This is a genomic window from Nitrosomonas sp., assembly GCF_024282095.1.
Taxonomy (GTDB): domain Bacteria; phylum Pseudomonadota; class Gammaproteobacteria; order Burkholderiales; family Nitrosomonadaceae; genus Nitrosomonas.
Map to the genome: position 1 here is coordinate 1 of NZ_JAMWZS010000027.1, position 12028 is coordinate 12028.

The 12028-nt window shown below is 45.8% G+C and carries 12 protein-coding genes, 1 tRNA gene and 1 pseudogene; 2 read left to right on the forward strand and 12 right to left on the reverse strand.

The genetic code is table 11. The features are described from left to right. Positions 1-71 precede the first annotated feature (71 nt). Positions 72-356 (reverse strand): annotated as a pseudogene (locus Q0K92_RS08865) (IS5/IS1182 family transposase); the annotation flags it as partial. Positions 357-512: 156 nt separating this feature from the next. Between Q0K92_RS08865 and Q0K92_RS08870 the strand changes: the two are divergent. Beyond that, positions 513-749, forward strand: a complete 237-nt coding sequence (locus Q0K92_RS08870) for a hypothetical protein (protein ID WP_297325449.1) — start codon at positions 513-515, stop codon at positions 747-749. A gap of 102 nt (positions 750-851) precedes the next feature. Here the strand turns inward: Q0K92_RS08870 and ychF are convergent, their stop codons facing one another. The 11 genes from ychF to Q0K92_RS08925 all read right to left on the reverse strand — a co-directional run bounded on the left by ychF (position 852) and on the right by Q0K92_RS08925 (position 9950). Then, on the reverse strand, positions 852-1943 hold the full coding sequence (gene ychF, locus Q0K92_RS08875; RefSeq protein WP_297325450.1) for a redox-regulated ATPase YchF: 1092 nt from the start codon (positions 1941-1943) through the stop codon (positions 852-854). A 78-nt stretch (positions 1944-2021) separates the two neighbouring features. Continuing rightward, the gene (gene pth / locus Q0K92_RS08880; RefSeq protein ID WP_297325451.1) at positions 2022-2591 is read right to left on the reverse strand and encodes an aminoacyl-tRNA hydrolase; all 570 of its coding nucleotides are present in this window, start codon (positions 2589-2591) and stop codon (positions 2022-2024) included. 98 nt (positions 2592-2689) lie between these two features. Then, entirely contained in the window at positions 2690-3316 is a 627-nt protein-coding gene (locus Q0K92_RS08885) for a 50S ribosomal protein L25/general stress protein Ctc (RefSeq protein ID WP_297325452.1), read from the reverse strand. A gap of 63 nt (positions 3317-3379) precedes the next feature. After that, positions 3380-4330 carry a ribose-phosphate pyrophosphokinase gene (locus Q0K92_RS08890; RefSeq protein WP_297325453.1) on the reverse strand — a complete coding sequence of 317 codons (951 nt, stop codon included), beginning with the start codon at positions 4328-4330 and terminating at the stop codon, positions 3380-3382. 164 nt (positions 4331-4494) lie between these two features. Next, positions 4495-4569, reverse strand: a tRNA-Gln gene (locus Q0K92_RS08895). A 7-nt stretch (positions 4570-4576) separates the two neighbouring features. Further along, on the reverse strand, positions 4577-5416 hold the full coding sequence (ispE, locus tag Q0K92_RS08900; protein ID WP_297325454.1) for a 4-(cytidine 5'-diphospho)-2-C-methyl-D-erythritol kinase: 840 nt from the start codon (positions 5414-5416) through the stop codon (positions 4577-4579). A gap of 38 nt (positions 5417-5454) precedes the next feature. Continuing rightward, entirely contained in the window at positions 5455-6117 is a 663-nt protein-coding gene (lolB, locus tag Q0K92_RS08905; RefSeq protein WP_297325455.1) for a lipoprotein insertase outer membrane protein LolB, read from the reverse strand. Positions 6118-6185: 68 nt separating this feature from the next. After that, on the reverse strand, positions 6186-6464 hold the full coding sequence (gene minE, locus Q0K92_RS08910; protein WP_297325456.1) for a cell division topological specificity factor MinE: 279 nt from the start codon (positions 6462-6464) through the stop codon (positions 6186-6188). Continuing rightward, positions 6461-7273, reverse strand: coding sequence for a septum site-determining protein MinD (gene minD / locus Q0K92_RS08915; RefSeq protein ID WP_110339560.1), 813 nt, complete (start codon positions 7271-7273; stop codon positions 6461-6463). The genes minE and minD overlap by 4 nt, the downstream gene beginning before the upstream one ends. Positions 7274-7299: 26 nt before the next feature. Continuing rightward, a complete protein-coding gene (gene minC, locus Q0K92_RS08920) occupies positions 7300-8067 on the reverse strand; it encodes a septum site-determining protein MinC (RefSeq protein WP_297325457.1) in 768 nt (255 codons plus the stop codon). 146 nt (positions 8068-8213) lie between these two features. After that, positions 8214-9950, reverse strand: a complete 1737-nt coding sequence (locus tag Q0K92_RS08925) for a tetratricopeptide repeat protein (RefSeq protein ID WP_297325458.1) — start codon at positions 9948-9950, stop codon at positions 8214-8216. A gap of 593 nt (positions 9951-10543) precedes the next feature. Here Q0K92_RS08925 and lnt point away from each other — a divergent pair. Beyond that, entirely contained in the window at positions 10544-12013 is a 1470-nt protein-coding gene (gene lnt / locus Q0K92_RS08930; protein WP_297325491.1) for an apolipoprotein N-acyltransferase, read from the forward strand. The last annotated feature ends 15 nt before the right edge of the window (positions 12014-12028 follow it).

The following is a 12028-nucleotide window of genomic DNA, read 5'->3' on the forward strand; positions in this document are numbered from 1 at the left end:
AACTCAATCATATGATTTGGAACAGAATTATATCATTCTGCTCGTTCATAGCGGCTTTTAACCGTGCAATGGTCTCTAAGATTGAATGCGTGTTTCAGATACGGCAGCGATGCCATCAAACGAATGGGCAATCGGGGCCGACCCGCAGCACTCACTCCTGTGCCGACAGTCGCTAACGCCGTGCCGAAAAGATCACTGACCTCTACCACTTGGCCTTGACGGTTCTTGCGCTCGAAAGCTGATGCAAGTGCTGCTTCAATATCAAACTACGGCAGTCGATTTGCCAACACCGCCAAGGGGTGGTGCAGATCGATCATCTGGTCTAGACGAGCGTGGAAAAGGTCATCGGTCGGCATTTAAATTCCCCTCTAATTCCCTCAGGTTTTGATGCCTATATTATATTCTCAGGGTTTTCAGCGCTGGATAATTTGGTATGAGTCCCAGCATTCATAGGAGGTAGAGTGTTTTTGCAGGGGAGACTAAGTAGAAGTAGAATTAAACTAGACGAACACGTGCCGCTGGCCGAAGCCCGCCGCAAGATCTGGCAAAAAGTGGACCAGTTGATCGCCGACTTCTCTACTGCGAAAACACGCTGCAGTGCAGGCAATAACCCCTCCGCGAAAGCAAAACTGAGCGAAATACGCGCAAGGATTCGTGAATTGATCCACCCTAATGCAGAACTCTCGGCCGTGGCTCGATGGTGTATTTTAGTTAGAAATGATAGCCAACTCTCAAAGCTGATCGGATAAATTGGGAAAATATGGTTAGATAGACGAAAGCTCATTTCCGACAACTCACTATTCGCATTCTGCAACAATTTAACAGCTGTGCTGCCTGATTAGCCTTACCAGTTAAACATTAAACCGGAAGTGCATCACATCGCCATCCTTAACGATATATTCTTTACCTTCCAAACGCATCTTGCCGGCTTCCTTGGCGCCTTGTTCACCGTTACAGGTAATAAAATCCTCATAACTGATCACTTCAGCGCGAATAAAGCCTTTCTCAAAATCAGTATGAATGACGGCAGCGGCTTGCGGTGCGGTATCGCCTTTGTGAATCGTCCATGCTCTGACTTCTTTGACACCGGCGGTGAAGTAGGTTTGCAGTCCGAGTAATTCATAACCGGCGCGCACCAGTCGATTGAGCCCAGGTTCTTCCAGGTTAAGATCGGCTAAGAAGATTTGCTTATCTTCATCAGGCAGTTCTGCGATTTCTGACTCAAGTGCTGCACATATGGCGACTACGGGCGCATTTTCGCTTGCTGCGTATTCCTGGACACGTGTTAACAATGGATTGTTTTCAAAGCCATGATCGTCCACATTGGCTACGTAAATAGCCGGTTTAGCGGTTAGCAAACAAAGCGGTTGCAGCAATTGTTGCTGCTCCTTATCCAATCCGAGTGTTCTGGCTGGTTTGCCGCGGTCAAGATGCGCTTGTACCATTTCCAGTAAGGCGCACAATTTGATGGCTTCCTTATTGCCCGACTTGGCCACTTTGGATTCGCGTTGCAGTGCTTTTTCTATCGTGGCGAGATCAGCCAAAGAGAGTTCGGTTTGGATGACTTCAATATCCGATATCGGGTCCACTTTACCTGCGACATGAACGACATTGTCATCAGCGAAGCAGCGCACCATGTTGACGATGCCATCCGTTTCACGGATATTGGCAAGGAATTTGTTACCGAGGCCTTCCCCTTTGGATGCGCCAGCCACCAGTCCGGCGATATCAACAAATTCGACGATAGCCGGTTGCACTTTCTGCGGTTTGACGATTTCACTGAGTTTTTGCAAGCGGGGATCCGGCACTTCAACGATGCCGATATTGGGATCTATCGTACAAAAAGGATAATTTTCTGCAGCGATCCCTGCTTTGGTGAGTGCATTAAACAATGTGGATTTGCCTACATTGGGTAGACCCACGATTCCGCATTTCAGACTCATGACCTGATTCTCATTAAAATTTGTTTGAACAATGGCATGAAGTTTTGCAAACGAATAGCATACAGTTTCTATGTGCACTTATATTTTGGTATGCAATTTTAACATGGCTGCTTCACAAGCGCCTTGGGCAAGGAGTGGCCACACTTCCAGACTTCTCTCAATTGCTTCAGCAATTAATTGTGCTTCTTCTTTTTTGGGTGGATGTAATACATAACCGACCACTGCGCTACGATCACCCGGATGACCTATACCTATTCTCAATCGCCAGAAATCCTGCGTACCCAATTTTGCCGCAATGTCTTTGAGTCCATTATGGCCGCCCAAACCGCCGCCTTTCTTTAACTTGACGATACCTGGCGGTAAATCGAGCTCGTCATGAATGACGATCATTTCTTCAACCTGGATTTTATAGAATTGACATAGTGCAACCACCGCGCGCCCACTGACGTTCATGTAAGTTTGCGGTTGTAGTAGCCATAGATCAGTATCTTTCTGACTGACATGTGCACATAATCCATGAAACCGTATTTCCGGTTTAAGTGTGACATGTAACATTTCAGCAAATCGGTTGATCCACTCAAAGCCGGCATTGTGGCGTGTGCCAACATACTCTTTGCCTGGATTGCCTAGTCCAACGATAAGCTTCATGAAGTGCGATAAGACAGTTGATGGATAAATCTGCCGGTATTTGTTCTATTCCAGCAGATTTATCGAATTTTGAGTGCGATTGATTAGCTCTTTTTTTATCAGGCAGGCTTTTTCTCTGCGTCGGCTTCCGCAGCGGAAGCTTCGTCAGAGAGTGCGGAGCGTGGAATAACAATCGCCGCAACCGCTGAATTGTCACCTTTTGACAGAGCAACAATTTCAACCCCTTTGGGCAATACCATATCACTTAAGTGAAGTGTATGTCCGGCTGTGAGTTCGGCTAAATCGACTGAAATGAATTCAGGCAAGTCTGCCGGCAAACAACTGACATCCACTTCGGTCAAGATATGCGTAACAACACCACCGGATGTTTTTACACCGGGAGAAATTTCCGCATTGATAAAGTGCAACGGAACTTTCATGTGTATTTTCTTGTTCTTATCAACTCTTTGAAAATCCACATGCAACACTTGCTGCTTGAAAGGATGCATTTGTATATCGCGTAGCAGCACTTGTTCTGTTTTTCCTGCAACACTGAGCGACAAAATAGATGCATGAAAAGCTTCCAGTTTGAGCTTGTGAAATAAATCATTATGATTCATTTCAATCGATTGCGCTTCTTGATCACCGCCATAAATGATTGCTGGTACTTTACCAGAACCACGCAGGCGGCGGCTCGCACCCTTTCCCTGCAGTGTGCGCTTGTCGGCACTGATTTCAATTTTCATTGCTATACTCCATAATTGTGATTTGTTCGCGACCAAACAAACCGGTTAAAAAAACGGTTCAATTTATTCCATGAATAGTGAACTTAATGAACTTTCATTGCTGATGCGCAACATGGTTTCCGCCAGCAGATTTGCGATGCTTAACTGGCAAATGCGATCACAAGCCATCGCATCTTCGCGCAAAGGTATCGTATCGGTGACCACCAACTTATCCAGCGCCGAGTTTTGAATACGTTCCACTGCATTGCCTGATAATACCGCGTGCGTGGAGTAAGCCAGCACTGATTTTGCACCGCGTTGCTTTAATGCGTTGGCTGCTTCACACAATGTGTTGGCGGTATCCACTAAGTCATCAATGATCACACATGTACGATCCTTAACTTCACCAATGATGTTCATGACTTTTGCTTCATTGGGTTTGGGGCGCCGTTTGTCGATAATGGCCAGATCGCATTCCAAACGCTTGGCCAAATGCCGGGCGCGTACCACACCGCCAACATCAGGCGATACAACCATCAGATTCTGATAATTATGCTTCCAGATATCTCCCAGCAGGATGGGCATGCCATAAATATTATCAACAGGAATATCAAAAAAACCCTGAATTTGGTCTGAGTGCAAATCCATCGTTAACAATCGGTCAATGCCGACGGTCGTCAGCATATTGGCAACTACTTTGGCGGTGATTGGCACGCGCACTGAGCGCGGCCTTCTGTCCTGGCGGGCATATCCAAAATAGGGAATTGCCGCAGTGATGCGACCGGCGGAAGCACGTTTCAGCGCGTCCACCATGACCAATATCTCCATCAGGCTGTCATTGGTCGGTGCGCAGGTGGATTGCAATACAAAAACATCTTTTCCTCGCACATTCTCAAGGATTTCCACCATGATCTCGCCATCGCTGAAACGCCCGACAGTTGCACGCCCCAAATGGATATTCAGATGCTTCACAGCATCCTGGGCCAATTTGGGATTGGCAGTACCGGTAAAAACCATCAAACTGTCATAAGACATGCTGTTTCTTTGAGATAGATTAGCGGGAAAAGACGATTACAGGTTTTTCTTGTCAATATGAATCGTTACAGAGACTTAGAACATGACTTGATTGCCATTCATCTATTGTGTTCATGAAATAAATTTGCCAATTATTCGAATGAAATTTCTTGCTAAACGAAAACTGGCTGGGGAGGTAGGGATCGAACCTACGAATGCCGGAATCAAAATCCGGTGCCTTACCACTTGGCGACTCCCCAAAAACCGTTACTCCATCAGCCCGTGCAGCGGATGAAAATCTAATCCTTTTGCAACAAAACCTTTCATATCGTCAGGAATTTTTTCAAAAGCGGTTTGTGCCGCTAACTCTGTTACAAACTCAGCAAACACACAAGCGCCTGAACCACTCATTGCCGCTATTGTAGTATTTTCTAGCCGCTTTAGCCACTCCAAACATCTGACTACTTCAGGATATGCTTGGCAAACGACTAATTCCAAGTCGTTATGTCCTTGCCACACAGAAAAGGGCGGTATTTTGATCGGTAATGTGTTGCGTGTCAATTCCTTACTTGCAAAAACTTCCGCGGTCGATACCTGCACGGAGGGCACAAGCACTAAGTACCAAGCTGGCGGTAGATCGATAGCCGTTAGCTTTTCGCCAACGCCCTCTGCAAACGCATTTTGCCCAAAAATAAATATAGGGACATCGGCACCGAGTTGTAGCCCTAATTCGAGCAAATGATCTTTGCTCAGATTCAGCTCCCACAAATAATTGAGTGCCAGCAGAGTGGTTGCTGCATCAGAGCTTCCGCCTCCCAAACCGCCGCCCATCGGAATTCGTTTTTGTAGAAAAATGTCGACACCATGTTGGGTATTGGTTGTTTGTTTGAGCAGTGCGGCGGCACGGACGCATAAATCCTTATCCTCTGGCACACCTGCAATGGGATTGTGCAGTTTGATGATGCCATCGGTACGCAACTTAAAACTTAGTTGATCAGAGAAGTCTATCAAACGAAAAACAGTTTGCAGTAAGTGATAACCATCCGGCCTGCGGCCTACGACGTGTAAAAAAAGATTCAGCTTGGCAGGGGCTGGAAATGTATGCATGGATAAATAATGATTTTTGTTTTTAGTGAAAGAATAATTTATTCAGCTTTCCAGTTATCAACTACCAATTTGATCTTCAAATTTTCATACGTTAGGTATAAAACTCTCGGAAGAGGAGGTTGATTGGGCTGAGCAGGCGTGTAATTACTATAATAAATTTTCCAGCCATCCTGCCGGATAGCTACCACTTGCTCTTTGTTATCCAAATCTTTTTCCGCGACGGTAGCGGGTGAGTGCATACCTTGTATCCAGTATCGCAGGCCATCGAGTGGCAAGCGCCACCCTAGAATTTCTTCTGTCAGACTTTCCACATCATTGGCATAGAAAGCTTCCAGTTTTGACGTGATTAAACGTACACCTTCTTGATCTTTGGTTATTTCCGCCACTGCTTGACCGAGTGGTGTAAATAACAAGATTTCATCACTGTTTGCTAAATGCTGCCAGCGAAAGCTACCGGAAGAATTTTGGTTCTGGCTTTGAATGGATATTCTACCGAGTAGATTAAAATCAGTGGCTGGGGCGATTTGAGCATCTGCAGCAGGCTCAATGAGGATGGTTTTGACAGTGGTATCAGCCGTCGTTTGATGAGCCGGGGTAACACAACCGGAAATCCATGGAAAAGCACTACATATCAGGATTCCCGCATAGATAATCTGCTGATTGACGCTAAACCAGAGAGATAGTAATTTAAGATTTCTCACTTATCTATTAGAACTATCCGATATTGATTCATAAATAATCAGCGACTTCTAGTGAAGTTATACATTCTCTAATTATTGAGTCCCTTATCGGAATGCTGATAATCAGGCAGCACAATGTTCAGCTCTAATGTTTCCTGATTCTCATCTTGCTCAAAATTAACTGATATTGCATCCTGATTCACGTTGACGTACTTACGGATAACTTCCAGCAGTTCTTTTTGCAATTGCGGCAAATAGGAGGGCTGATTGCGATAACTGCGCTCGTGTGCTACAAGAATTTGTAATCGCTCTTTGGCAACCGATGCGGTTTTAGGTTTAGATGATCTAAAATAATCCAGTAAGCTCATTTTCTTCCTCCGAAAAGCCGCCTGAAAAACCCTTGTTTGCCATCAATGAATCGATGTGGCCGCTCTTCTCCTAAATATCGCGCGACGACATCGGCATAGGCTTGGCCTGCTTCACTTTTTTCATCGAGAATGACCGGTATGCCGGCATTAGACGCAGACAACACTGATTTTGATTCAGGGATGATACCTAACAAGTGCAACGATAGGATTTCTTGAACATCCTCGAGACTCAGCATTTCACCCAACTTGACTCGATCAGCATCATATCGGGTGAGTAACAAATATTCCTTGATCGGCTCTTCATTTCTCTCTGCTCGACGTGATTTGCTGGATAAAATACCCAACATGCGATCCGAGTCCCGCACTGAAGAAATTTCAGGATTGGTGACGACAAAAGCATCATCGGCAAAATACAGTGCCAAATTGGCACCTTTCTCAATACCCGCAGGAGAATCGCAAACAATATATTGAAATTCCTTGGACAATTCATCCAAGACTTTACCGACCCCTTCTTGTGTCAGTGCATCCTTATCACGTGTCTGAGAGGCTGGAAGAATGTACAGCAAGTTACAATTCTTATCACGAATGAGTGCCTGATTGAGACTGGCTTCCCCGTTAATGACATTGATAAAATCATAGACAACCCGGCGCTCGCAACCCAAAATCAAATCCAGATTGCGTAACCCCACATCAAAATCAATCACAGCAGTCTTGTGGCCAGCTTTTGCCAACCCCATGGCGATTGCTGCGCTTGTTGTTGTTTTACCAACGCCGCCTTTGCCTGATGTCACGACGATAATTCTTGCCAATTGAGCCTCCTTTGCCGTATTTGGTCTTAAGCAATCTCTTTAATAATTAATGCATGGTTTTGCAAATATATCTGTACCGGACTTGTGTAGGTTTGCTTGTTCAAATCTTCGCTGGTTTTATAATCCCCCGCAATGGAAATAAGCTCAGCCTGTAAATCAAAACAAAATATCCTGGCAGCCGTGTTGCCATGCACGCCTGCTAAGGCGCGGCCTCTCAGCGTATTATAGACATGTATGTTGCCTTCAGCCATTATTTCAGCACCAGCGCTGACCTGAGATAGAATGATCAAATCACCGGATGCATAAATACGTTGTCCTGATCGAATCGGCTGTGTAACGAGTGTTGCTGCAGCAGAAGCTGGTGGAGCAGGAATAGGATTTGCAGATTGCTTGGCAACGGGTACTTCCGGTTGTGGGGAAGGTTGTGGCGCGGTTTCCTGTTTTTGTGTTTCGCCGATGCTGATAGAACTGCTTTGCTCGCGTACAGTGTCAAGCGGAATGGATAATGTACGCGCTTGTTTATTTTGCTGTTCGTTACCGCCGCGAATACCGACTGGGAAGAAGCCAACTCTGCGCAATATCTGCACTATCTGAGTAAAATCCAGATCCTGGTTTTGTTTGTTGAGTTCGCGCAAATCGACAATCAACGGAGAATCTTTAAAAAACTCCGGCGCCAAGCTTATTTTGTCCTGCAGTGCCTCTTCAATTGCGGCCATGTCATTGTTGAAAAGAATCAAAATAGGTGCAAAGAAGGTACTGCTTTTAAATTCAAGTACGGGTGAAGTGTTAAGCATGTCTGAGGATTCTATCGATACCCATAGAAAGTTGATTGATGATATTGATAGCGCTGGTCAATTGTACTGTCACGCCTATTATAGCTTGACTTGTTAACTATGATTGTTCTCATGGCGTTATTTTGCTTGGTTTAATCTCAAAGCCGTTAATCCACCACTTTCTTTTTAATAAAACGTTGTAGAGTTTCAATCAATACTTCGTTATCCGGATCTTTCTCCAAGGCAAAGCGCCAGATATTTTTGGCATCTTCTTTGGCGCCCTGCATCCACAGCACTTCTCCCAGATGCGCTGCAATTTCCGGATCAGGGCGGGCTGCGAAAGCCAGGTTCAAGTAATTCAACCCCTCAGTAAAATTACCCATGCGATAGTATACCCAACCCAAGCTATCCATAATATAGGGATCTTCCGGGGACAATTCGACTGCTTTGCGAATTAATTTCAAAGCTTCCGGCAATTGATTGCCGCGTTCAGCGAGACTATAACCCAGCGCATTGTAAGCATGGGCATTGTCCGGTTTGAGCTGTATCAGCTTGCGCAGATCTTGTTCAAGAACAGTGAACTTGCCCAGTTTGTCTGCCGCTAACGCCCGGTCATAAAGCAACTCAGGATAATCGGGCAGCTTCTTTAAGCCATCATTCAATAAATTGAATACTTCCTGATGCGCTCTGGTTCTTCGCAGAATTTGCGCTTCTGCCAGTATCAGATGAGCTGCTTGCTGATCGTTGGCGGCTGGAAGTTTCTGCAGATGTTCGCGCGCTTCGTTCAAATAGCCTTTCGAAGCCAGTAAATCCGCGTAACGTATTTGTGCAGGTAAATAGCGTGGACCGCTTTTTACCATTTGATACGATTCCATCGCGATATCGGGGCGCTTGGTTTCCTCGTAGATCTGACCCAGATGAAAATGGATAGCGTTTGGATCTTTATATCCCAAGCTCAGCGCTTTCTTAAAGCTTGTTTCTGTGATATCAAAATCGCCCATTTCGGTAGCGAGCAATCCAATGGCCAGCATGACTTCAGGATCTTCCGGGTTCTTATCCAGCAGCAATTGCAACTGCTCCCGAGCTAAATCAGTGCGATCGTCGTTGATTAACACCCGGGTATACGCAATCCTCACCTCGTTGGCTGCAGGATATTTTTTTAAGTAATCATGATAAAACGCGCTCGCATCACTATTGGAGGTGCGCTGTAGTATTCGTCCATTGTGAACTGCGGCGATTTCCCACCCGGGACGTAAAGCCAGTGCTCGTTGCATTTCTTCCAATGCCAACTGATGCTGGTTGGCAAACCACGCTGCTTGGGAAATTGAGAAATGGATTTCCGGTAAATCTTTATAAGGTTGAGCGAGTTGTTGTATTAACTGTAATGTGGCTGCTTTATTGGGGTTGCGTGACAACAGTTGATTAAGTTGCATGAATGCATTGCCTACCCCATCTTTTTCTGAAGCCAGTAATTTTTCCAGATGCGGCCGTGCTGCATCCAGTTTGCCCAGATTTACCAATAGTGCTGCAATGGTTTGGCGTGCATCCACTGAATCGGGCTCAAGTTCAACCCACATGGTGGTCGCTTGTTCCGCTGCATACGGGTTTCCTGCGTGCAAAGCAATTTCACTGGCGCGTTTTGCGATCCGTGGATCGCGCGTTGTCTTGGCCAACTTGATATAGCGATTAACGGCAATATCCAGATTGCCTCGCTGTAAGGCGGTTTCACCGACTAAAAAATCAAATAAGATAGGTGCGGTCAGTTCCTGCTTAGGTAAATTAAGCTGACTGATTTCTTCTTGTTCAGTGGATTCTCCTGTTTCTTCTACTCCCTCTTTGTTGGGAATCTGCGCGCAGGCAGTCAATCCAAACAGCAGTAACACGCATAGAATTCTAAATTTCATGAAAAATCCAATTGGTTTCCAAATATAAGATAAAAGATACAACTATTCCGCGACACTTGAAAGATCTATGAAATTAAATCATTTAATATCATTCTTCCACCCCTCGATCTTTGCACTCGTAGGTAGATTCTTACCATCATCAATGCGTATATTCTACGTTTATACCGACAATAAAGTGAATAAATAATTATTTAACAGGCCGTTGAAAAACTATCTGTGTTGCCGCTACGGTGTTAAAAACAGGCTCAAAATGCTCATTTATTACGCATAAATTGCGCTTTTTCGTCTGTTTTTGCCTGGTATCGGTTGCCTCGAAAACATTTTTCAACGGCCTGTTAACGCTTGTAGTATTTTATGTCACCACGCCAAGCAATGTTAGAATTGCGCGCAAAGCAGTCATTAATTAATTTATGATAAGAAAGGATGAGAACAGCATCAGATCATGAAAGTTCACATAATCTCATACTGTGCATTGCGCTGATTATTGTAGGCTGGTCTGTCTCTCGTTCATTCATTTTGTCCATTAAGCCATCTCGTGGGTTCGATTGAAAAATCTGTATAGTATTCAGCTGATTATTATTTTCTTACTGGGCATGCTGACTGTGCTCGGTTTTGCGCCATTCTATCTGTTTCCGGTACCCGTCATCACGCTGGCCGTGTTGTTGGGATTTTGCCATAAAAGCCGGTCCCCTATGCGTGCAACCTTGCTTGGGTTTTGTTTTGGCATGGGATTATTCTGTGCAGGAGTAACCTGGATCTATGTCAGCCTGCATGATTTTGGTGCCATGCCCATGCCCATCGCGGTGATTGCGTTGATCATACTATGTGCTTATCTATCGTTATTTCCGGCTTTGAGCGTTTGGATATTAGCCAAGCTGCGGCTCACATCACCGCTGATCTGGGCAGCGGTCGCCGCTGCACTCTGGATGTTGTTTGAATGGCTGCGCGGTTATCTGTTTACCGGCTTCCCATGGCTGGCGCTGGGCTATTCACAGGCGCCATTTAGCCCATTGGCAGGTTTTGCGCCCATCATCGGTGTGTATGGTATTTCGCTGCTGTTGATATTTAGCGCCGCATTGCTTTTTCTTTGGGCGGAAACAGGTTTCAGAAAATGGCGTTATGGCGTGCCATTTGTTTTGATTTGGCTCGGTGGTTTCGGCTTGCAGGCAATTGAGTGGGTAAAGCCGGAGGGAGAGCCGGTCACGGTAAGCCTGCTGCAAGGCAATATCGCGCAAGATCTGAAATGGCGTGAAGATCATCTCGAGAATACCATGGAAACGTATGCCAAGTTGATTCTGGAAAGTGATAGTCGTCTCATTGTGACACCGGAAATTTCCATCCCGCTTTTCAGCGACGTCATGCCGCAATCCTATTTGTCCCATCTTGCCGCACATGCTAGAAACAATGATGGCGACGTATTAATCGGTTTGGCTGAGCGCACTGTCGACGGCAGTGACGATTATTACAACACCATGTTCAGTTATGGTTCCGCGCCGCAGCAGCGCTACCGCAAACACCATTTGGTGCCTTTTGGCGAATTTATTCCATTGAAACCCATCTTTGGCTGGGTGATTCAGGTGCTGCAAATTCCGTTATCCGATTTTTCGCGCGGCAGCCTGGATCAGCAGCCGATGGATTTAGCCGGACAACGGGTTGCCATTAACATCTGTTACGAAGACGTATTTGGCGAAGAGATTATTTATCAATTGCCGCAAGCAACGATGCTGGTGAATGTCAGCAATGATGCCTGGTTCGGACGCTCGATCGGACCGCAGCAACATCTGCAGATTTCGCAAATGCGCGCATTGGAAACCGGACGCTATATGCTGCGCGCCACCAATACCGGTGTGACGGCGATTATCGACGAGCGCGGCAGGGTGCTGCAAACCATCGAAATTTTTACCACCGCAGCGCTGCACGGATTGGCGCAAGGCTTCAGCGGCGCTACACCGTATGTGCGCGCTGGCAATTACCCGGTGCTTGGATTGGCCGGTTTGCTGGTGTGCATCGGATTGATGTCCGCGCTTACGCGCCGTACAAAAAACCCTGTAAAATCCAGTTAATGTTCATTTTAATGG

Bases quoted from the DNA above. Each gene is read 5' to 3' on its own strand.
- pth (WP_297325451.1), bottom strand. From the start codon at position 2,591: ATGAAGCTTATCGTTGGACTAGGCAATCCAGGCAAAGAGTATGTTGGC.
- lnt (WP_297325491.1), top strand. From the start codon at position 10,544: ATGCTGACTGTGCTCGGTTTTGCGCCATTCTATCTGTTTCCGGTACCC.
- ychF (WP_297325450.1), bottom strand. From the start codon at position 1,943: ATGAGTCTGAAATGCGGAATCGTGGGTCTACCCAATGTAGGCAAATCC.
- Q0K92_RS08885 (WP_297325452.1), bottom strand. From the start codon at position 3,316: ATGAAAATTGAAATCAGTGCCGACAAGCGCACACTGCAGGGAAAGGGT.
- Q0K92_RS08925 (WP_297325458.1), bottom strand. From the start codon at position 9,950: ATGAAATTTAGAATTCTATGCGTGTTACTGCTGTTTGGATTGACTGCC.
- minE (WP_297325456.1), bottom strand. From the start codon at position 6,464: ATGAGCTTACTGGATTATTTTAGATCATCTAAACCTAAAACCGCATCG.
- minC (WP_297325457.1), bottom strand. From the start codon at position 8,067: ATGCTTAACACTTCACCCGTACTTGAATTTAAAAGCAGTACCTTCTTT.
- ispE (WP_297325454.1), bottom strand. From the start codon at position 5,416: ATGCATACATTTCCAGCCCCTGCCAAGCTGAATCTTTTTTTACACGTC.
- Q0K92_RS08890 (WP_297325453.1), bottom strand. From the start codon at position 4,330: ATGTCTTATGACAGTTTGATGGTTTTTACCGGTACTGCCAATCCCAAA.